The following is a 21,548-nucleotide window of genomic DNA, read 5'->3' on the forward strand; positions in this document are numbered from 1 at the left end:
AGCAGCGCGGCCACGAGGGACTCGGATTCCTCGGCGAGTTCCCCGAAGCCGCGCAGCACGATGACCTCCGAGGCGCCGGCGTCCCCGCCGACCCGGATCTGCGCGTCGAGCCGGTTCGGCGCGGACGAGCCGGCGTCGGCGAGCACGATGATCCGGCAGGGGTGTTCGCGGCTGGCCTCGTTCGCGGCCTCGATCGCTTCTTCTTCGAGCCCGGATTTGGTGACCACCACGAGGGTGAGGACCCGGCCGAGCGCGATCACCCCGCCCTGCTCGCGCAGGGACTGGATCTTCTTGGAAACCTTCGAGGTGGTGGTGTTGGGCAGGTCTACGATCATGGCCTTCTCCAGGTGCGTCCGTCGCGGGCTAGCAGCTCATCGGCCGAGGCCGGGCCCCAGCTGCCGGGCGCGTAGGGCTCGGGCTGTTCACCCAGCCCGGCCCAGTACTCTTCGAAGGGGTCCAGGATCTTCCAGGACAGCTCCACTTCCTCGTGCCGCGGGAACAGCGGCGGCTCGCCCAGGAGTACGTCCAGGATCAGCCGCTCGTAGGCTTCGGGGCTGGACTCGGTGAACGAGTGCCCGTAGCCGAAGTCCATGGTCACATCCCTCACTTCCATCTGGGTGCCGGGAACCTTGGACCCGAACCGGATCGTGGCGCCCTCATCGGGCTGGACCCGGATCACCACCGCGTTCTGGCCGAAATCATCGTCGCCATGGTCACGGAACAGCAGGTTCGGTGCGCGCTTGAACACCACCGCGATCTCCGTGACCCGGCGTCCGAGCCGCTTCCCGGCGCGCAGGTAGAACGGCACCCCGTTCCAGCGCCGCGTGTTGATGTCCACCCGGATCGCGGCATACGTTTCGGTCGTCGAGTCGGCCGGGATGCCCTCCTCCTCCAGATACCCCTGGACCTGCTCGCCGCCCTGCCACCCGCCGGCGAACTGGCCGCGGGCCGAATGGGTGGACAGGTCCTCCGGCAAACGCACCGCGGCGAGGACCTTTTCCTTCTCCGCCCGCAGGTCATCGGCGTTGAAGGAGATCGGCTCCTCCATCGCCGTCAACGCCAGCAGCTGCAGCAGGTGGTTCTGGATCACGTCGCGGGCCGCGCCCACGCCGTCGTAATACCCGGCCCGGCCGCCGGTGCCGATGTCCTCGGCCATGGTGATCTGGACGTGGTCCACGTAGTTCGCGTTCCACAACGGCTCGAACAGCTGGTTCGCGAACCGCAACGCCAGAATGTTCTGGACCGTCTCCTTGCCCAGGTAATGATCGATCCGGAACACCGCGTCGGCCGGGAACACCGATTCCACAATGTCGTTAAGCTGCCGGGCCGATTCGAGGTCGTGCCCGAACGGCTTCTCAATCACCACCCGCCGCCACTTCTCACCCCCGGCCTGCGCGAGGCCGTGCTTGGACAGCTGCCGGCAGACCTGTTCGAAGGCCTTCGGCGGGATGGAGAGGTAGAACGCGTGGTTGCCGCGGGTGCCACGGTTCTCGTCGAGTTCCTTGATCGTCTCGCCGAGCCGCTCAAACGCCGAATCGTCGTCGAACGCGCCCTGCACGAACCGGATGCCCTCCGAGAGCTGGTTCCAGACCGCCTCATCAAACGGGGTCCGTGCGTAGGACTTCACGGCGTCCTTGACCTCCGCGGCAAAGTCCTCGTTGTCCCAGTCCCGCCGGCCGAAACCGACCAGCGCGAAGCTGGGCGGCAACAGGCCCCGGTTGGCGAGGTCATACACGGCGGGCATGAGCTTCTTACGGGCAAGGTCCCCGGTGACTCCGAAGAGCACAAGCGAGGACGGTCCGGCAATCCGGTTCAGCCGCCGGTCCCGCGGATCCCGCAAAGGGTTCCCGGACCGGCCCGCTGACCTTCTGCCGTTCAAGGTATCTGGCATGGTTAATTCAGGGCCTTAGCTCTCAGTGGCGGACCCGCGCTCACTTCCGGATGCGGCAAGGCGCCGTCGGCCACAGGGTATTTGCTCTAAGGCTGTCACCTGCCCGGGTAGCGTTGAACCACCAAACCGGGCGGCGCCACCCACCCTTTAGGATGGGTGCGCTTCACGACGGCGAGGCGACGTCCCGCCGTCGTCGTTGCCGGACAACAACAAGGGCTAGGCTGCGAACAGCGCCGTCCGCACGGCCTTCTCAAAGCCGTCGACGTGAACGCGGGCGAGTTCCGCGGCCTGGGCCTCGTCCCCTTTGATCACCGCTTCAAGCAGGTCGACGTGCTCGTGCACATGCCGGGAAAGGTTTGGCAGGCGGTCCAGCACTAAGCACCAAATGCGCGTCGCGAGATTGTCGTAGCGGATTAGAACGTCTTCCAGGTGCGGGTTCGCTGCTGCGGCATAAATTCCCTGGTGTACCCTGGCGTCCAGCCGCAACGTCTCCACCACTGATGCGCTGTCCACGTCGAAGGACTCGACCTCCTCCACGATGAGGCGGAGACGCTCCCGCGCTGCTGCGGTGGCCACCCGGGCGGCACGGGCGGCAGCAAGGGGCTCCAGTTGGGCCCTGATTTCTGAGATAAATGCGAGGTCCGTGACCTCCACCCGTGTTGCGAAGGTACCGCGCCTTGGATAAGTCACAACGAGCCGGTCCACTTCCAGCCGTTTAAGCGCTTCCCTGACCGGAGTGCGCCCGATGCCGAGTTCCTTGGCAATCCCCTCGTCGTACAGCGGATCGCCAGGCCGGATCTCCAGGGTCAGCAGGCTGTCGCGGATCCGTTCATAGGCCACATCGGCCAGGGACCTCGAACCTCCGGCCTCCGACACCGCCAAAGATTCAAACGCCACCGCTCCGCCTCTCCCAGGGGCCAACATCTATTGACCACATCCGCGCACCAGTATACGCTGACAACCAGCCCTGATATATCAATAAGGTGATCAGCCATATATCTAAAGGATGCGACATGACTGTTGTGGACACCGCCACAAAAACCAGGCCGGCTGCGCAGACAGAAGCCTCTGAAGAAACCAAAACCGGCAGGTTCGTACTCACACTGTCGTGTGTCGAACGTGCCGGCATCGTCCAGGCAGTAACCACTTTCCTGTTCGAGCGCGGATTCAACATCGAAGAGCACCAGCAGTTCGACGACGGCCTGCGCCAGACCCTGCACCTGCGCACGGCTTTCTCGGGAGCCACGGATTACGATCTGCAGAAGCTTGAAGAGGAGTTCCGCCCCATCGCGGAACGCTTTGAGATGAAGTTCAACGTCCATGACGAGACCAAGCAGCGGGTTCTGGTCATGGTGTCCAAGTTCGGGCACTGCCTCAACGACCTGATTTTCCGCTGGCGGGGCGGCAGCCTCGGCGGGGACCTGGCCCTGGTGGTTTCCAACCACGAAACGCACCGGGCCATGGCCGAGGCCGCCGGCCTTCCTTTCATTCACATCCCGGTGACTGCGGACACCAAGCAGGATGCCGAGCGGCGCCTGCTCGAGCTCGTGGATGAGTACAACATCGACCTCGTCGTCCTGGCCCGGTACATGCAGGTGCTTTCCGATGACCTGTGCCGGTCCCTCGAGGGCAGGGCCATCAACATCCACCACTCGTTCCTGCCGGGGTTCAAGGGCGCGCGGCCCTACCACCAGGCCTACGACCGCGGCGTCAAGCTGGTGGGGGCAACTGCCCACTACGTCACCGCCGATCTTGATGAGGGCCCGATCATCGAGCAGGAAGTCATTCGCGTCGACCACAGCTACGGGCCCACCACGCTTTCCACCATCGGGCAGGACGCTGAGGCCCTGGCGTTGTCCCGGGCAGTGCGGTGGCACTGCGAGCACCGCGTGCTGGTCGACCAGGCCAGCACCATCGTCTTCCGCTAAAGCAGCCACCTACAGGCAGCGGAAGCCCACTATCTAAATCAGCAGGAGAACCACATGGCATCGACGCCACGTATTGTCATCATCGGAGCCGGCATCGTCGGCACGAACCTGGCCGACGAACTGGTCGCCCGGGGCTGGAACAACATCACTGTCCTGGACCAGGGGCCGCTGAACATGCCCGGCGGCTCCACGTCCCACGCTCCGGGCCTGGTCTTCCAGACCAACCCGTCCAAGACCATGGCGTCGTTCGCCAAGTACACGGTGGAAAAGCTGCTGTCGCTGACCGAGGACGGCGTGGGCTGCTTCAACCAGGTGGGCGGCCTGGAAGTCGCCACCACCGAAACCCGGCTCGCCGACCTCAAGCGCAAGCTGGGCTACGCAGCCTCCTGGGGAATCGAAGGACGGATCCTCTCTTCGGCCGAATGCAAGGAGCTCTACCCGCTCCTCGACGACGGGAACATCCTGGGCGGCCTCTATGTGCCAAGCGATGGCCTGGCAAACGCTGCGCGTGCCGTCCAGCTGCTGATCAAGCGCACCGAGGCCGCCGGGGTTAAGTACCGCGGCTCCACCACCGTGACGGGAATCGGGCAGTCCGGACGGCGGGTCACCGGCGTCGAGACTTCCGAGGGCATCATTCCGGCCGACATCGTCATCTCGTGTGCCGGGTTCTGGGGCGCGAAGATCGGCGCCATGATCGGCATGGCGGTTCCCCTGCTCCCGCTGGCCCACCAGTACGTGAAGACGACGGCGGTCCCCGCGCTGAGCGGCCGCAATGAACTTCCGAACGGAGCCACCCTGCCGATCCTGCGCCACCAGGACCAGGACCTCTACTACCGCGAACACGGCGACCGCTACGGCATCGGCTCCTATGCCCACCGCCCCATGCCCGTCGACGTCGACACTCTGGGAACCTATGCCCCGGAGAACGTCAGCGAACACAACATGCCGTCCCGCCTGGACTTCACCCTGGAGGACTTCCTGCCGGCGTGGGAGGCCTCAAAGCAGCTTCTTCCCGGACTGGCAGAAAGCGACATCGAGGACGGCTTCAACGGCATCTTCTCCTTCACCCCCGACGGCGGACCCCTCCTTGGCGAGTCCAAGGAACTCGACGGCTTCTATGTCGCAGAGGCCGTCTGGGTCACGCACTCCGCCGGTGTTGCCAAGGCGATGGCAGAACTGCTGACCACAGGCAAGTCCGAAACGGACCTGGGCGAGTGCGACATCACCCGCTTCGAGGACGTGCAGCTCACCCCCGAGTACGTCAGCGAGACCTCGCAGCAGAACTTCGTGGAGATTTACGACGTCCTCCACCCGCTCCAGCCCAAGCTCTCCCCGCGCAACCTGCGCGTCAGCCCCTTCCATGCCCGGCACAAGGAACTCGGGGCCTTCTTCCTGGAGTCCGGCGGCTGGGAACGGCCGTACTGGTTCGAATCCAACGCCGCCCTCCTCAAGGAGATGCCGGCCGAATGGCTGCCGCCGGCCCGGGACGCCTGGTCCAACATGTTCAGCTCCCCCATCGCCGCCGCCGAAGCATGGAAAACCCGCACGGCCGTCGCCATGTACGACATGACACCGCTCAAGCGCCTGGAAGTATCCGGTCCCGGAGCCCTGAAACTGCTTCAGGAACTGACGACGGCGGACCTGGACAAGAAGCCCGGGGCCGTCACCTACACGCTCCTGCTGGACCACGCCGGCGGCGTGCGCAGCGACATCACCGTGGCCCGCCTGAGCGAGGACACCTTCCAGCTCGGAGCCAACGGCAACATCGACACCGCCTACTTCACACGGGCAGCCCGGCACCAGACGCAAAGCGGGTCCGCCTCTGACTGGGTCCAGGTCCGCGACACCACCGGCGGCACCTGCTGCATCGGCCTCTGGGGTCCCCTGGCCCGCGACCTGGTCAGCAAGGTCAGCGACGATGACTTCACCAACGACGGCCTGAAGTACTTCCGGGCAAAGAGCGCCGTCATCGGCGGGGTCCCGGTCACGGCCATGCGGCTGTCCTATGTCGGCGAACTCGGCTGGGAGCTATACACCAGCGCCGACAACGGACAACGGCTCTGGGATGCGCTCTGGCAGGCAGGACAGCCCTTCGGAGTCATCGCGGCCGGACGGGCGGCGTTCAGCTCCCTGCGCCTCGAAAAGGGCTACCGCTCCTGGGGATCGGACATGACCACCGAACACGACCCCTTCGAAGCAGGCCTCGGATTCGCCGTCAAGATGGCCAAGGAGAGCTTCATCGGCAAGGCCGCACTCGACGGCCGGACCGAGGAGGGCTCCGCCCGCCGGCTGCGGTGCCTGGCCGTCGACGACGGCCGGTCCATCGTCCTGGGCAAGGAGCCAGTGTTCTACAAGGAGCAGGCAGTCGGCTACGTGACCAGCGCCGCCTACGCGTACACCGTGGCCAAGCCGATCGCCTACGCCTACCTCCCGGCCACCGTTTCGGTGGGCGATTCCGTCGAGATCGAATACTTCGGACGGCGCATCACGGCCACTGTTTCGGAAGAGCCGCTCTACGACCCGAAAATGACCAGGCTCCGCGGCTAAGCACCGCAGGGCCCTTCGGGGCCACGCAGCCCCCTTTTCCGCTCCAGCCTCTATCAGCCCAGGAATGGACAAATGATCGGTTCAGAAACAATTAATGACTACCTCGGCAGGCTTGCTTCGCGGAAGCCCACCCCTGGTGGCGGCGCGGCCGCGGCGCTGCACGCGGCGCAAGGTGCAGCCCTGGTGGCGATGGTGGCACGGTTCAGCACCGGCGGCAAATATGAGCAGCACGCCGAGACGACATCCAGAATCATTGCCACCGCCGACCGGCTCGTCGGCGAGACGCTGGGGCTGGCCGACGCCGACGAAGCTGCCTTCAAGGCTGTGATCGCCTCTTACAAGCTGCCCGCCGCCAGCGACCCTGAGCGTGCGGCGCGTGTAGCCGCCATCGACGACGCACTTGGCCAGGCTGCCCAACCGCCGGCCCGGCTGATCAAGTTGTCAGGTGCCGTGGTGGAACTCGCGTCCGAGCTTCTGGATATTGCGAACCCGAATGTCATCAGCGACATTGCCGCAGCCGCCGATGCGGCCAGGGCAGCGGCGACCACTGCCCGCGTCAACATCGACATCAACGTCGTCGCCATCAAGGATGCCCAGGCGCGCGCCGTAGTGGCGGAACAAACAGATGGCCTTGAAGAAAAAGTCGTTCTGGCGGCTGACTCGCTCTCACGCCAGGTACGGGAAAGGATCCTCCGATGACGGCATCTGTGCTTTCCGGCAAGCCCCTGGCCAAGCTGATCCAGCAGCAGGCAACTGCCCAGGCCGCGGCGCTGGCCGAAGAAGGCTCACGCCCCACCCTCGCCGTCGTGGTTGCGACCGAGGACAGCTCCACTCACTGGTACGTTCGCTCCATAGAGCGCGCCGCGGAAAACGCCGGCATCGGGTGCAGGATCATCGACGTCGGCCACGACGCGACCGAACAGGTGCTCATAGCCGTGCTGAAGGACCTCAGCGCAGAGCCCTCCGTCAATGGCATCATCCTGCAGACTCCCCTGCCCCCCGGCGTCAAAACCCAGGAACTGGTCAAGTGCATCGCCCCGGAAAAGGACATCGACGGTGCCAACCCGGTGAGCCTCGGACTTCTCGCCGTAGGGGAACGTGCGTTCGCGCCGGCCACGGCACGCGCCGTTGTTGAAATGCTGGACCACTTCGAGATCCCGGTGGCCGGGCGCAACGTGGTGGTGGTGGGCCGTTCCACCGTCGTCGGCAAGCCGCTGTCCCTGCTGCTGCTGCAGAAGGATGCCACCACCACCGTCTGCCACTCGAAGTCCGGGGCCCTCGGCAAGTACACCAAGGATGCCGACGTCGTGGTTGTTGCCGCGGGCCGCACCGGGTTGCTCACCGGGACGGATGTTTCGGAGCATTCAGTGATCATCGATGTGGGAACCAACGTGCTTTCCGATGGCTCGCTCGCCGGCGACGTCGACGAAGCCAGTGTCCGGCCGGTCGCTGCAGCGCTGACGCCGGTCCCCGGCGGTGTCGGCTCAGTCACCACCGCACTGCTGCTCCTCCACACCGCCGAAGCGGCGCGCGAACAGTTCCGTGCAGCCCGGACTCCAGTCCTCACGCGATGACCGAGGCAGTCATCGCGCGCAGCACAGCGCTTCAGCCCACCAGCACCAAGGTCGTGGCGGACTGGAACGCGCTCATGCCAGGCGATTTCGTCACCGTGCTGGAGTCGTACACCGTTCCCCACAGCGGCTGGATCGACGACCTGACCGAGGATGGCCGCATCGTCTGGCTGGTTCTGGCCTTCGGGGGCGGCCGTCGCATGTTCTTCCGCGAGGACGGCGACATCATCACGGTCGAAGTTCCCTAGTCAACGCACGCCCTCATTGCCCGGCAAAGATTTAAGGAAGAGCCAATGGCGTCCAAAGCCCCACGCGAGAACATCGACGAGTCAAGGCTGACCGTCAGCAAACCCAAAACCAAGGCCGTGGGCATCCCCGCGGTGGCCAACGCCCTGAAAATCTCGCTGGAGCAGATGGGTCCCCTGCGCAGCGTCCAGACGCTGATGGCCGTCAACCAGATCGACGGGTTTGACTGCATGGGCTGCGCCTGGCCGGAACATGAGAAGCGGAATGCGGCGGAATTCTGCGAGAACGGTGCGAAGGCGGTGGCGGAGGAAGCCACCCGCCGCCGTGTCGGCCCGGAGTTTTTCGCCACGCATTCCGTCGCCGAACTGCAGACACGCGATGACTACTGGCTGGGGCAGCAGGGAAGGCTGACCCACCCGATGGTCCTGGATGAGGGCGCAACCCACTACAGGCCCATCGACTGGGACGACGCCCTGGAACTCGTCGCCCAAGAACTCAGGGAGATGGACCACCCCGACCAGAGCGTTTTCTACACGTCCGGACGGACTTCCAATGAGGCGGCGTTCATGTACCAGCTGCTCGTCCGCGGAGTGGGCACGAACAACCTCCCGGACTGTTCAAACATGTGCCACGAGTCTTCCGGGTCCGCACTGGTGGAAACCATAGGCATCGGCAAGGGCTCGGTCAGCCTCAAGGACCTGGAAACGGCGTCCCTCATCTTCGTGGCGGGCCAGAACCCGGGAACAAACCATCCGCGCATGCTCAGTGCCCTGGAGAAGGCCAAGAAAAACGGCGCCGCCATCGTATCCGTCAATCCGCTCCCCGAGGCCGGGCTCCTGCACTTCGAGAACCCGCAGACCATCGCGGGAACGCTGGTGGGCACGGAGCTGACAGATGACTTCCTGCAGATCAGGGCCGGCGGCGACCAGGCACTGTTCCAGGGCCTCGGGAAGTACCTGCTGGACGCGGAACGCGCTGGCAGGAACACCCCGGGCCTGTCCACGGTTTTTGACCACGACTTCATCAGCAACCATACGGTGGGCCTCGAGTCCTACCTTTCGCAGCTGGAACAGGTGCAGTGGGACGACATCGTCGAGGCGACCGGACTGACCATGGAGCAGATCAACGCCACCGGTGAACGGCTCCTGGCGTCAGGTTCCACCATCGTCTGCTGGGCGATGGGCCTGACGCAGCACAAGCACTCAGTTCCCACCCTTCGCGACGTCGTCAATGTGCTGCTGCTGCAGGGCAACATCGGCAAGCCCGGAGCGGGAGTCTGCCCGGTCCGCGGACATTCCAATGTCCAGGGCGACCGGACCATGGGCATCTTCGAACGGATGCCCGAGGGCTTCCACGACCGGCTGGACCAGGAATTCCAGTTCCGCTCGCCCCGGGCGCACGGCTACGACACGGTAGCCGCAATTCGGGCGATGCGTGACGGCAAGGTCAGGCTGTTCGTGGGCATGGGCGGGAACTTCGTGCGGGCTGCACCGGACTCGGAAGCCACCGAGAAAGCCCTGGCCAATACCCGGCTGACCGTGCAGATCTCGACGAAACTGAACCATTCGCACCTGTCGACGGGGAAGCGCGCCCTGATCCTCCCCACACTGGGCCGCACCGAGCGGGACACCCAGCGGTCCGGTGACCAGAGGGTCACGGTGGAGGACTCAATGAGTGCTGTGCACGCATCCCGCGGCCGGCTCAAACCCGCCAGCGAGCACCTGATGTCCGAGGTGGCCATTGTCTGCAACCTCGCGCACAGGGTGTTCACGGACGCCAGCGGCCAGCCCCTTCCCGACACGCCGGTGGCCGACTGGCTCTCGCTCCGGGACGACTACGCGCTGGTCAGGAAGCACATCGAGGCTGTCATCGATGGCTTCGAGAATTTCGAGGAGAGAATCCAGCACCCCGGGGGCTTCGTTCTGCCCCACCCGCCACGGGACAACAGGGAATTCAAGACCCCGTCCGGCAAGGCGCACTTCACGTCCAATGCCCTGGAGTACCTTCAGGTTCCCCCCGGCCGACTGATCCTGCAGACCCTGCGTTCCCACGACCAGTACAACACCACGATCTACGGAAAGGACGACCGGTACCGCGGAATCCATGGCGGCCGGCGCGTGGTGCTGGTCAGCGAGGTGGACATCTCCGAGCTGGGCTATGCCGACGGCGACATGGTGGACCTGGTCTCAGAGTTCCGGGGCACCGAGCGCCGTGCGGAGAACTTCCGCATCGTCAGCTACTCGACACCGAAGGGCTGCGCAGCCGCCTACTACCCGGAAACCAACGTGCTGGTACCACTGGACTCCGTGGCCGACACCAGCGGAACCCCGACCTCGAAGTCCGTCGTCGTCCGGCTGGAACCGGCCGGAGTTCAGGCACGGGAAAATCAGATGCTTGCAGCCCTTCCTCACTGATATATCTTTACGATATATTTGGAATATCAGTTCACCGGCTGCGACGCCCAAGCCCGCACCGCCAAGGGCATAGAGCTGTTTCGTTTCCCGTAAACGGTGTTTCGGAGGCCTGAAATACCTGGGGAGGTAAGCGCCGGAGCACCGCTTTCGGGAAACGAACAGCAGCGGTGGGCATGTCTGCAAGGACGCCACCGCCAGGCGTGTCGACAGCCCGCAACCATCCAGCGAGGGGACGACCAGTGGTAGCTCTAGCCCTTCAAACCGTCGACCGGCCCGGCGAGGATGGCGGGCCTGCCGCTCACGGGGAGCACTCGTGGGCGGAAGCACGCCGCCTGGCCTTCGACTGCGCCGTGCCCCTCGGACCGGAGCGTGTCCCGCTTGCGGAGGCGAACGGCAGAACCCTGGCGGCCGACGTCGTCGCGCTGCAGGAGATGCCCCACTACGCTTCATCCGCCATGGACGGCTGGACGGTTAGCGGGGACGGCCCCTGGACATTGACGGAACCGGGAAAGGCCCTCCGCAACGGAGAGGCCAGCCCTGTGGTCACCGGTGGCACGATCCCCCCGGGCACGCAAGCGGTGCTCCGAGTGGAGAGCGGACGGCTTGCCACGGACGCCAGCGGCCGGGCTACATTGCTGCTGGGAAACGGGGCCTCCCCCGGCGAACCCCGCCCGGGCCAGCACATCCGCAGGTCGGGCGAGGAAGCGGCAGCCGGCGAGGTGCTGATCCCCGCCGGAACGGCCTTGAACCCTGCGCATATCGCCCTGGCCGCCGTCGCCGGCTTCGACCAGTTGACCGTGCGCGGCAAGCCTCTGGTCAAGATGCTGGTCACCGGCTCAGAGGTGGTCACGGCCAGGATCCCGGAACCGGGACAGGTCAGGGACGCCTTCGGGCCACAGCTCAGCACAGTCATCCAGATGCTCGGGGGTGTCCCGGGGCCGCTGATCCGGATCGGGGACTCCTACGAGGAATGGCTCACGGCTCTCGGTAGCGCCGAAGCGCCGATGGGGCAGTGGCCCGATGTCGTGGTGACCACCGGGGGCACAGGGCGCTCGGGCGCTGACCATTTCCGGAATGCCGTGGTAGCGCTCGGCGGGCGACTCCTCATCGACGGCATCGCCATGCGGCCCGGTCACCCCGCCGCCCTGGGCAAACTGCCAAACGGCCGGTTCGTCGTCGGGCTTCCCGGCAACCCGCTCGCCGCCCTCATGGCGCTCTTCACCGTTGGCGGTCCGCTGTTGGCCGCCCTCGGCCACCAGCCGCTGCCCGGCATCAGCCGGGTGCCGTGCGGCACCGCCATCGACGCCCACCGTGCGTCCACCCGGCTCATGCCGTTCCGCTGGGTCAAGGACCTGGCGACTCCCGCCCACTACACCGGCCCCGGGATGATGCGCGGACTGGCCACTGCCGACGGCGTCATGGTGGTTCCGTCCCGTGGCGTTCAGCTGGGTGAGCCGGTTCCGGCATTTGCGCTCCCGTGGCGCCCCGAGCTTCCGGGGTTCTTTGCGTCCGGAATGTAGACGTTGGGTTCAGGGAAAATGACGGTCGGGGTTCGTCGCAGTCTAGGATCAGAGTTGTGAAGCAGGCGGAGTAGCGCAGAGCCTGAACGCTGGTCACGGCGACAACATGGGAGCACCTCTGATGGCTGCAAGAGACGAACCAGGGAACGACCGGGATGCAGACGCCCAAGGCGGAGGCGGCGTCCAGTCCGTAGACCGCGCCCTCCAGATCCTGGAAATCATCGCCAGGGACGGGCACGCAGGCGTCAGTGACATCGCCGACGAAATGGGGGTTCACAAGTCCACCGTTTCGCGGCTGCTCGGCTCGCTGGTGTCCAGGGAGATCGTGCGGCAGAACAATGACCGCGGCAAGTATCAGCTGGGATTCGGCATCCTTCGCCTGGCGAGCTCCATTCCCGGCCGGCTGAGCCTGGTCCACGAGGCGCGGCCCATCCTGGAGAGCCTCGCGGACCAATACAAGGAAACCGTCAACCTCGCCGTCCTGCGTTCCAGCTACGCGGTGAACGTCGACCAGGCCATGGGCCCGTCGACGCTGGCAACATCCGACTGGGTGGGCAGCCTCACGCCCCTCCACGCCACCTCCAGCGGCAAAGTACTGCTGGCAGCCCTGCCGGTTGAAGAACGGTCCCGGATCCTCCAGGAGGCGGGCCTTCCGGCCCGCACCCCGCGGACAATCACGGACCGGGATACCTTGGAGAACCAGCTCCTCGACGTTTCCCGCGACGGCTACGCCGTTGTTCATGAGGAATTCGAGATCGGCCTAAACGCTGTTGCCGTGCCCGTTTACAACCACTTCGGGACGGTCATCGGGGCCGTCAGCATCTCCGGGCCTGCCTTCCGCTTCGATCCGGAAAATACCCCCGGCCTGATCCAGGGGCTCCAGGAGGCCGGCCTGACCGTAAGCGGAAAGATGGGCTACACCCACCGATGACCCCGGACCGAGGGTCCGGGGTCATCGAAATGAGCGTTTAGGAGGCCGGGGTTGGTGCGGCTTCTTTGCGCTCGAGGGTTTCGGCCCGTTCCTCCAGCGGCGGGGTGTCCGCCGTGAGGCCCAGCAGGGCTTCTCCGGACAGCGGGACGTCGCCAACCTTTTCCTGGACCCAGTCGTGGAAAGCACCAATGTGGTGTTCGCTGGGGACGAGCACGCCGCCCTTCGCGTAGGACTTGGAAGCCATGCCCGGCTGGCACCGCTCGCACGCGTCGAAGTCCTGCATGTTCACGCGATGGAACAGCTCAACGGAGGCGGTGACGTCCTTGCCGGACTCCACCACTGAGGGCAGGTACAGCCAGTCGCATTCGACGATCGTGTGGTCTGCGGACATCGGGAACATGCGATGGATGATCACGTGGTCCGGAACCAGGTTCACGAACACGGTCGGCTTGATCGTGATCGCGTAGTAGCGGCGGTCCTGGTCTTCTGCCACACCGGGAATCAGGTCCAGGCCCTCGGAACCGTCCACGGTGAAGCCCTTGATGTCATCACCGAACTCCGCACCGTGGCCCACGAAGTACTGGGCGGCCAAACCGTCGGCGAACTCGGGCAGGACCTCGGTCAGCTCCGGGTGGATGGTGGCGCAGTGGTAGCACTCCATGAAATTCTCAATGATGAGCTTCCAGTTCGCCTTCACGTCATAGCGGATACGACGCCCCACAGACAGGTTTGCGACGTCGTACCCGTCGATGGCGTGCACGCTGCCCAAGCGCTCCTCGATCGCGCCCATCACTTCCTCTTCGAAGGACGGCGGCTCCTCAGCCAGGCAAACCCACACATAGCCCAGGTATTCACGGATGTGGACCTTGGACAGGCCGTACTCATCACGGTCGATGTCCGGCATCTTGGTCAGGTTCGGGGCCGCGATCAGCTTGCCTTCGAAGTCATAGGTCCAAGCGTGGTACGGGCACTGGAAGTTGCGGGCAGCTTCGCCCTTTTCCTCCATGCACAGCTTCACGCCGCGGTGCCGGCAGACGTTGTAAAACGCCCGGATCTCGCCCTTACGGGTCCGCGAGATCAGCACGCTTTCCCGGCCCACCTGCACCGTCTGCCACGCCCCAGGCTTGTCCAGGTCCGAGGACCGAATCGCGCAGAACCACATCTGCTCGAAAATACGCTCCTGCTCGGCCCGGAAGATCGCCGGGTCCGTGTACAAATGACCGCCCAGCGTCGGAATCAGGCTCGGGGTGGATACCTCAACAGACAATTTGTTCTCCTAACAAAACAACACAAACAGCACGAATTACAAGAAGAGTTGGGGCTAAAGCCCCGCGGCGGCGCCAGCAAGGGCGGGTTCGCCCGCCGGCGTCAAAACTGGGGGCACGACGGCGGCTGCCGGCTTCGGCGCAGACGGCGCGAGGCTCCGGCGCCACTTGGTGAACAGCCGTGGCTGGTTCATGCCTAGAACGGCGACAGGAACGTCTTCCCGGTAGTACACGGCCAGCAGGCTGTGCTCGGCGTCCCCCGCTTCGACGTCCAGACGGTCGTATCCGGCCGAGTGGCCGGCGAACTGGATTTTCACCCCGTGCTGGTCTGACCAGAAGTACGGGGGCTTCAGCGGCTGCGCCGGGGCGTCGTCATCGAGCAGCGCCTGCACAGCCAGGGCCGCCCGCTCCAGCGCTCCTGTCCAGTGCTCCACCCGGCGGTGCCTATCGACAGCGGCGTCAAACCAGGCGGCGCAGTCGCCCACTGCCATAATGCCCGGAACGTTGGTGCGCCCCATCGCATCGCACAGCACGCCGCCGTCGACCTTCACGCCGGAACCGGCGAGCCATTCAACGTTCGGCTCCGCGCCGATGCCCACCACCACAACGTCGGCGGCGACGAACGTTCCGTCGGCCAGCCGAAGACCGGTCACGTTTCCTTCGCCTGCGTAGAAGTCCTCAACAACGGCTGAGGAGATGAGCCGGACACCTTTCCCGGTATGCAGGCCGGCAACTACCGAGCCCATCTCCATGCCCAACTGGGCTGCAAACGGCACCGGTTTGGTGTCAACCAGGGTGACGTCCATCCCGCGGGAGGCGGCGGAAGAGGCAACCTCGGCGCCGACGAAGCCTGCTCCGATGACGGCCATCTTGCTTCCCGGCACCAGTTCCGGCGCCAGGCTTTGCGCATCGGCGAGGGTGCGCAGGGAGAAGACATTGCTCAAACCGGCGAGGGCCGGCAGTTGGCGGGCCCGTGCGCCGGTGGCGATAACGATGCCATCAGCCTGGACAACCCGGCCGTCAGCCAGGCCGATGGTTTTGGAATCAGCGTCCAGGGAGACTGCACGCGCACCCAGCAGCCATTCAGCGTCGAGGTCGTCAGTTTCGGTCTCCAGGGACAGGTCCTCGGCCGTGATGGATCCCAGCAGGAAGTCCTTGGAGAGCGGCGGCCTGTCGTACGGACGGTGCTCCTCATCGCCAATGATGACGAGCCGTCCGGTGAAGCCTTGGGCGCGGGCTGCCCGCGCGGCGGAAAGCCCGGCCAGCGAGGCACCCACGATCGCAAGTGTCTGCATTTCTTCACCCCTTTCTATTGCGTTTGGCGCAACAACAATCGCTATATGCAACAGCGTGATCCATGCCACGATGACTGTCAAGGGGTTGGTGACTCATTAAAGGAGGTCCGCGTCATCGGGCCATTAACCCTTGACAAAACAGTGTGAGCGAAAGCACGCTGTTGCATATTACGACGGTGGTTGATCCATTCGGAACAAGACGCCGGCCATTCCCTATACCTCCCCAAACGAGAGAAGAGGCCCCCATGCACAAGGCATGCCCGCTCAGCGAACTGGCACCAGGGGAAGCCCTGCGCCTGAACACTGCGCCGCCCATCGCTGTCTTCCACACCGAGGAGGGCGAGCTCTTCGCCATTGACGACACCTGCACGCACCAGGACGCCTCACTGACCGACGGCTGGGTGGAAGGCTGCGAGGTCGAGTGCCCGCTGCACGCCTCAAAGTTCAATCTCCGGACCGGACAGGTTGATGCACCGCCGGCCAAACTCCCCGTCCGCACGCACGAAGTGACCGTTGTCGACGGCGACATCATGGTCATCGAGTCCGATGAGGCGCCCAACCTTCCCCCTGGGCTGACAGTTAACGGCCACGTCTAAGCCGCCCCCGCTCTGCCACTACATTTCGGAGAAAATCTTGTCCACAGTCCTTGAAGGCGCGCCCGCGGCCGGTGCCAGCGCCAAAGCCCGCAGCACTGAGTTTGTCCTCACCCTGGCCTGCCCCGAACGGCCGGGCATCGTCCGCGCCGTCACCACGTTCCTGGCCGACCGCGGCTTCGACATCGTGGAGCACCAGCAGTTCGATGACCACGTCAGCGGCAAGCTCTACCTGCGGACCGCGTTCACCCAGAGCGGCGACGACGGCGATCAAAGTCCGTTCGCCCGGCTCAACCAGCGTGACGGTTTCGAGGTGCTCAACCAGCAGACGGCGGAAGACCTCAGCTCCGAGTTCGCGGCCATCGCCGGCGAGTTCGGCATGGACTTCAGTATCCACGACGGCCGCCCGCAGCGGTTGTTGGTCATGGTCTCGAAGTTCGGCCACTGCCTGAACGACCTCATCTTCCGGTGGCGGGCGGGAAGCCTGGGTGCGGAAATCGCCGTCGTGGTTTCTAACCATGAGGACCTGCGGCCCATGGCCGAGGCAGCCGGACTGCCCTTTATCCACGTGCCGGTGACGGCCGGCACCAAGCCCGAGGCCGAGGCCCGCCTGCTGGAGCTGGTGACCGAATACGACGCCGACCTCGTGGTGCTGGCCCGCTACATGCAGGTACTGTCCAACGATCTGTGCGGCAAGCTCCGCGGACGGGCCATCAACATCCACCACTCGTTCCTGCCCGGCTTCAAGGGCGCAAAGCCGTACCACCAGGCCTACGACCGCGGCGTGAAAATGGTCGGCGCGACGGCACACTATGTCACCGCGGATCTTGATGAAGGCCCCATCATCGAACAGGAGGTCCTCCGCGTGGACCACGCCCTCGACCCGGACGCGCTGGTGACGGTAGGCCGGGATGCGGAGACCCAGGCGCTCTCCCGCGCCGTGAAGTGGCACTGCCAGCACCGCGTCCTGCTCAACAAGACCCGCACCGTCGTATTCCGCTAATTTTCCGCTAACGCGAACCAGGAGAACCACACACCATGAGCGCAACACCTCGCGTCGTCATCATCGGCGCCGGCATCGTCGGCACCAACCTCGCGGACGAGCTGGCCAGCCGCGGCTGGGACAACATCACCGTCGTCGAACAGGGCCCGCTGGAACTGGCCGGCGGCTCTACCTCGCACGCCCCCGGCCTGGTGTTCCAGAACAACGCATCCAAGACCATGACGGAGTTCGCCACGTACACGGTCAACAAGCTGCTCTCCTTGAGCAAGGACGGCCAGTCCTGCTTCAACCAGGTGGGCGGCCTGGAGCTGGCAACCACTCCCGAGCGCCTGGCCGACCTCAGGCGCAAGATGGGTGTGATGACCTCTTGGGGCGTCGAAAGCCGGATTATCGACGCCGATGAATGCGAAAAGATCTACCCGCTGCTGAACACCGGCAAGCTCACCGGCGGCCGCGAGGTCCTGGGCGGCCTGCTCATACCCACCGACGGGCTGGCCCTGGCTGCCCGTGCCGTGCAGTTGCTCATCGAGCGCTCCCGCGAGCGCGGCGTGACCTTCCTCGGCTCCACCACAGTCACCGGCATCAGCCAGTGGGGCGGCAAGGTCACCGGCGTCGAGACGTCCTCCGGCGTGATTCCTGCGGACATCGTGGTGTCCTGCGCCGGTTTCTGGGGCCGTGAACTCGGCAAGCTGGTGGGCCTGGAGGTGCCGCTGCTGCCGCTGGCCCACCAGTACGTCAAGACCACGCCGCTGCCTGAACTCAAGGGCGTGAACGACCTGCCCAATGGCGCCCAGAAGCCTATCCTGCGCTACCAGGACCGCGACCTGTACTTCCGCGAGCACGGCGACCGGATCGGCATCGGCAGCTACGCCCACCGGCCCATGCCGGTGGACATGGAACAGCTGCCCCGCGTCGGCGCGGAGGAAATGTCCGACCACCGGATGCCGTCGCGACTTGATTTCACTCTCGAGGACTTCGCGCCCGCGTGGGAGGACTGCCAGGACCTGCTGCCCGCCCTGCACGCCACCCAGATCGAGGACGGCTTCAACGGTATCTTCTCGTTCACCCCTGACGGCGGCCCGCTGATCGGCGAAGCCCCGGAACTCTTAGGCTTCTTCGTTGCCGAGGCCGTGTGGGTGACGCACTCCGCCGGTGTGGCCAAGGCCGTGGCCGAGCTGCTCACCGAGGGCCGTTCCCGCACCGACCTGCACGGGACCGAGCTCACCCGCTTCGAGAAGGTCCAGACCAGCGACGAGTACGTCAGCGAGACCTCACAGCAGAATTTCGTGGAGATCTACGACGTCCTGCACCCGCTGCAGCCCAAGGAATCCCCGCGGGACGTGCGCGTCAGCCCGTTCAACGTCCGGCAGAAGGAACTCGGCGCGTTCTTCCTCGAGGCTTCCGCCTGGGAGCGTCCGCACTGGTTTGAGGCCAACCGCGCCTTGCTGGACCAGCTGCCGGCCGAGTGGCAGGCTCCGGAACGCGAGCCGTGGGCGGCGATGTTCTCCTCCCCCATCTCCGCGGCCGAAGCGTGGAAGACGCGTACCGCCGTCGCGCTGTACGACATGACGCCGCTGAAGCGGCTGGCCGTCAACGGCCCGGGTGCCCAGGCGCTGCTGCACCGGCTGAGCACTGGCAACATCGCCAAGAAGCCCGGCGCGGTCACCTACTGCCTGCTGCTGGAGCACGACGGCGGCATCCGCAGTGACGTGACCGTCGCCCGGCTCGGCGAGGAGGACTTCCAGCTCGGCGTGAACAGCAACGTCGACTTCGACTACCTGCGCGTGGAGGCCCGGAAGCAGTCGGCCCCCGATCCGGCGCAGTGGGTGCACGTCACCGACATCACGGGCAGCACCTGCTGCATCGGCTTGTGGGGCCCACTGGCGCGCGAAGTGATCGGCAAGGTCAGCAGCGACGACCTCACCAATGACGGCCTGAAGTACTTCCGCACCAAGGAAATTTCGGTGGGCGGCATCCCCGTCACGGCCATGCGCCTGTCCTACGTGGGCGAACTCGGCTGGGAGCTGTACACCACCGCCGAATACGGCCTCAAGCTCTGGGACCTGCTGTTCGAAGCCGGACAGGAACACGGCATCATCGCCGCGGGCCGCGGTGCCTTCAACAGCCTGCGCCTGGAGAAGGGCTACCGCCTCTGGGGCACGGACATGACCACCGAGCACCACCCTTACCAGTCCGGCCTTGGCTTCTCGGTGGCGAAGGACAAGGTGGGCTTTGTCGGGGCCGAGGCTTTGGCGGCCCTCAAGGAACAGCCGGCGGAGAAGGTGTTGCGCTGCCTGACGGTCGACGACGGCACGTCCATCGTGCTGGGCAAGGAACCCGTGTACGTGGGCGGGGTAGCGTCCGGGTACGTCACCAGCGCTGCGTACGGCTACTCGATCCGCAAGCCGATCGCCTACGCCTGGTTGCCCGCCGCGGTTTCCGAGGGTGACGCCGTGGAGATCGAGTACTTCGGCCGCCGGGTCCCCGCCACGGTCAGCGCCGAGCCCCTGTTCGACCCCGGCATGGAGCGCCTCCGCGGCTGAGGCCGCTGGTTTCGCTTGTCGAAACCTGGCGGGTAAGCCCGCCGGCGGTGGTTGAGCTTGTCGAAACCCGGCGGGCTCAACCACCGTTTTGCGTTCCGCCTCCGGTCGAGCGCGAACGGACACTTTGCCCCGCGCGAATGAGGCGGTGCGGGCTGATGAAACGTCTATTATCGCCAGCATGACTGGGAAAGCTCATAACGGCCTCAGCGGTTTTTCCAAGCCAGTAGCCCGGACGTCGGATCAGGACTAGCTGGTCCGAAGCAAATGTCGGGTCAGCCAGGGATGCGCCTAGCCGATAACGTGGCCGCGTGGAGCAGTCCGAGCCGGCCAGGATGACCGGCCTCCAGGCTGCGGCTACGCGGTTCCCGGCTTCCGAGGTCGCCGTTCGGCCTGGCAAGCCCGCACCGGGAGCCGGACTACCAATGCCGGCCGTGGATAAAAACAAGATGGGCTCCGTTCTGCTGCGCTCTTGGCGCGCCCTCTTGACATGGGTGGTGGCCCCTATGCAGGCTGGGCGGACCGTCCCACTAATGCTCTAGACGAAGCAAGACCAATCACGGACGCGGGAACACAACGTACTGAGGTTCGAGGGAGGCACATGATCTGTCCGGATGTCGGCGAAGGCGTACACCTGATCACCCATGCCCACGTCAACTGCTACGTCATCGAAGACGACGAGGGGGTGACGCTTGTCGACGCGGGTCTACCGAGCATGTGGCCCATGCTGCTTTGGCTCCTCGAGGACCGCGGCAGGCGCCCGGGGGATGTCAAGGCGCTGGTGCTCACGCACGGCCACTTCGACCATGTGGGATTCGCCCTGCGGGCCCACCGGGAGTGGGGCCTGCCTGTGCTGGTCCACGAACAGGACGCTTACCTGGCCGCGCACCCGTACCGGTACAAGCCGGAGCGTAACCGTTTCCTGTACCCCTTCACCCACCCCCGGTCTCTGCCCCTGCTCGGCGGCATGGCCGCCGCCGGGGCACTCAAGGTCAAGGGCATATCCGAGACGCAGGTGCTGGAAGCCGGTGCCGCCGTGCCGGTGCCCGGGCGGCCGACCGTCGTACACACTCCAGGTCACACTGACGGTCACTGCATACTTCAGCTGCCGGATCGGGGGATCGTCCTCAGCGGTGATGCTCTGGTGACCCTTGACCCGTACACCGGAAAGTCCGGCCCTCAAATCGTTGCTTCCGCAGCAACAAACAACACCCGGCAGTCACTGGCTTCGTTGCAGGCCATAGCAGCTACCGGCGCTGCCGTGGTCCTGCCCGGTCACGGAGTTCCGTGGAAGCACGGCGCCGCCGAAGCAGTACGCCAAGCCATGGAAACCGGAGCGCACTGAAACATGCTCTCCCTACTCAACTATTGCTGAAACCTGCCTCCGGGGCGGCAGTTTGACGGAATTGTCATTCTCGGCGTGGCAACAGTCTTGGCCACGGCCAAGGGCGCCGAGAGAAAATCCGGCTAGTCCGGCCGGATCGGCGCCGGAAATCGGTCGCTTTTGACCAAATCGGTTGCATTTGCAAGTAGTTCTCACTGCTACAAGGCCGCGCTCGTTTCCCGCACGGCGATGGCTGCCGCCACCTCCCATTTTCCTATATACAAGCTGTGGGAGCGCGGGATACTGTTCAGTACAGGAATTTGCGCGTGAGAAGTCTAGCGCGCTTAGGTCCCCTCCCGGCGTTGTGCAGCGTCCGGAGGTAACGCCGCTGTAGCCTCATGGCGGCCCCGCCTGCATTCCGCGGAAAGAGCCTGCCATGGCCACCTCCCATTTCCAGCAGTTCCTTCGCAACGCCACTCC

At 65.3% G+C, this 21,548-nt stretch carries 17 protein-coding genes; 12 read left to right on the forward strand and 5 right to left on the reverse strand.

From position 1 onward, the window contains the following. The 3 genes from CXZ05_RS02000 to CXZ05_RS02010 form a co-directional block, all read right to left on the reverse strand. A partial coding sequence (locus tag CXZ05_RS02000) for a glucose-6-phosphate dehydrogenase assembly protein OpcA (protein ID WP_180987227.1) occupies window positions 1–335 on the reverse strand: 335 nt, incomplete at its 3' end. Then, window positions 332–1,891 carry a glucose-6-phosphate dehydrogenase gene (zwf, locus tag CXZ05_RS02005; RefSeq protein ID WP_102970961.1) on the reverse strand — a complete coding sequence of 520 codons (1,560 nt, stop codon included), beginning with the start codon at window positions 1,889–1,891 and terminating at the stop codon, window positions 332–334. The genes CXZ05_RS02000 and zwf, both read right to left, overlap by 4 nt. Window positions 1,892–2,107: 216 nt before the next feature. Further along, window positions 2,108–2,788 (reverse strand): GntR family transcriptional regulator, encoded by a 681-nt coding sequence (locus CXZ05_RS02010; RefSeq protein ID WP_102970962.1) that lies wholly within the window; start codon window positions 2,786–2,788, stop codon window positions 2,108–2,110. 116 nt (window positions 2,789–2,904) lie between these two features. Here CXZ05_RS02010 and purU (CXZ05_RS02015) point away from each other — a divergent pair, with 116 nt between their 5' ends. The 8 genes from purU (CXZ05_RS02015) to CXZ05_RS02050 all read left to right on the forward strand — a co-directional run bounded on the left by purU (CXZ05_RS02015) (window position 2,905) and on the right by CXZ05_RS02050 (window position 13,048). Next, window positions 2,905–3,819, forward strand: coding sequence for a formyltetrahydrofolate deformylase (purU, locus tag CXZ05_RS02015; protein ID WP_102970963.1), 915 nt, complete (start codon window positions 2,905–2,907; stop codon window positions 3,817–3,819). A 54-nt stretch (window positions 3,820–3,873) separates the two neighbouring features. Continuing rightward, on the forward strand, window positions 3,874–6,366 hold the full coding sequence (locus CXZ05_RS02020; protein ID WP_102970964.1) for an FAD-dependent oxidoreductase: 2,493 nt from the start codon (window positions 3,874–3,876) through the stop codon (window positions 6,364–6,366). A gap of 72 nt (window positions 6,367–6,438) precedes the next feature. Then, the gene (locus CXZ05_RS02025) at window positions 6,439–7,065 is read left to right on the forward strand and encodes a cyclodeaminase/cyclohydrolase family protein (protein ID WP_102970965.1); all 627 of its coding nucleotides are present in this window, start codon (window positions 6,439–6,441) and stop codon (window positions 7,063–7,065) included. Continuing rightward, window positions 7,062–7,940: a bifunctional 5,10-methylenetetrahydrofolate dehydrogenase/5,10-methenyltetrahydrofolate cyclohydrolase gene (locus tag CXZ05_RS02030; RefSeq protein ID WP_102970966.1), complete on the forward strand. Its 879-nt coding sequence runs from the start codon at window positions 7,062–7,064 to the stop codon at window positions 7,938–7,940. Before CXZ05_RS02025 ends, CXZ05_RS02030 begins: the two co-directional genes overlap by 4 nt. After that, the gene (locus tag CXZ05_RS02035; RefSeq protein WP_102970967.1) at window positions 7,937–8,185 is read left to right on the forward strand and encodes a hypothetical protein; all 249 of its coding nucleotides are present in this window, start codon (window positions 7,937–7,939) and stop codon (window positions 8,183–8,185) included. Before CXZ05_RS02030 ends, CXZ05_RS02035 begins: the two co-directional genes overlap by 4 nt. Before the next feature lie 45 nt (window positions 8,186–8,230). Beyond that, entirely contained in the window at window positions 8,231–10,597 is a 2,367-nt protein-coding gene (locus CXZ05_RS02040; protein ID WP_102970968.1) for an FdhF/YdeP family oxidoreductase, read from the forward strand. A 239-nt stretch (window positions 10,598–10,836) separates the two neighbouring features. Beyond that, window positions 10,837–12,117, forward strand: coding sequence for a molybdopterin molybdotransferase MoeA (locus CXZ05_RS02045; protein ID WP_102970969.1), 1,281 nt, complete (start codon window positions 10,837–10,839; stop codon window positions 12,115–12,117). A 121-nt stretch (window positions 12,118–12,238) separates the two neighbouring features. Then, on the forward strand, window positions 12,239–13,048 hold the full coding sequence (locus CXZ05_RS02050) for an IclR family transcriptional regulator (protein WP_102970970.1): 810 nt from the start codon (window positions 12,239–12,241) through the stop codon (window positions 13,046–13,048). 37 nt (window positions 13,049–13,085) lie between these two features. Here CXZ05_RS02050 and CXZ05_RS02055 read toward each other — a convergent pair whose 3' ends face one another. Together CXZ05_RS02055 and CXZ05_RS02060 are read right to left on the reverse strand one after the other, a co-directional pair. Beyond that, window positions 13,086–14,315, reverse strand: a complete 1,230-nt coding sequence (locus CXZ05_RS02055; protein WP_102970971.1) for an aromatic ring-hydroxylating dioxygenase subunit alpha — start codon at window positions 14,313–14,315, stop codon at window positions 13,086–13,088. Between the two features lie 54 nt (window positions 14,316–14,369). Beyond that, window positions 14,370–15,608, reverse strand: a complete 1,239-nt coding sequence (locus tag CXZ05_RS02060) for an NAD(P)/FAD-dependent oxidoreductase (protein ID WP_102970972.1) — start codon at window positions 15,606–15,608, stop codon at window positions 14,370–14,372. 245 nt (window positions 15,609–15,853) lie between these two features. Between CXZ05_RS02060 and CXZ05_RS02065 the strand changes: the two genes are divergently transcribed. The 4 genes from CXZ05_RS02065 to CXZ05_RS02080 all read left to right on the forward strand — a co-directional run bounded on the left by CXZ05_RS02065 (window position 15,854) and on the right by CXZ05_RS02080 (window position 21,089). Beyond that, window positions 15,854–16,204, forward strand: a complete 351-nt coding sequence (locus tag CXZ05_RS02065) for a bifunctional 3-phenylpropionate/cinnamic acid dioxygenase ferredoxin subunit (protein WP_102970973.1) — start codon at window positions 15,854–15,856, stop codon at window positions 16,202–16,204. A gap of 37 nt (window positions 16,205–16,241) precedes the next feature. Beyond that, window positions 16,242–17,204, forward strand: coding sequence for a formyltetrahydrofolate deformylase (gene purU / locus CXZ05_RS02070; protein ID WP_102970974.1), 963 nt, complete (start codon window positions 16,242–16,244; stop codon window positions 17,202–17,204). 35 nt (window positions 17,205–17,239) lie between these two features. Next, entirely contained in the window at window positions 17,240–19,747 is a 2,508-nt protein-coding gene (locus CXZ05_RS02075) for an FAD-dependent oxidoreductase (protein WP_102970975.1), read from the forward strand. Between the two features lie 598 nt (window positions 19,748–20,345). Next, window positions 20,346–21,089 carry an MBL fold metallo-hydrolase gene (locus CXZ05_RS02080; protein WP_102970976.1) on the forward strand — a complete coding sequence of 248 codons (744 nt, stop codon included), beginning with the start codon at window positions 20,346–20,348 and terminating at the stop codon, window positions 21,087–21,089. The last annotated feature ends 459 nt before the right edge of the window (window positions 21,090–21,548 follow it).

This window comes from Arthrobacter sp. AFG20, from assembly GCF_002892795.1.
Classification (GTDB): Bacteria; Actinomycetota; Actinomycetes; order Actinomycetales; family Micrococcaceae; genus Arthrobacter.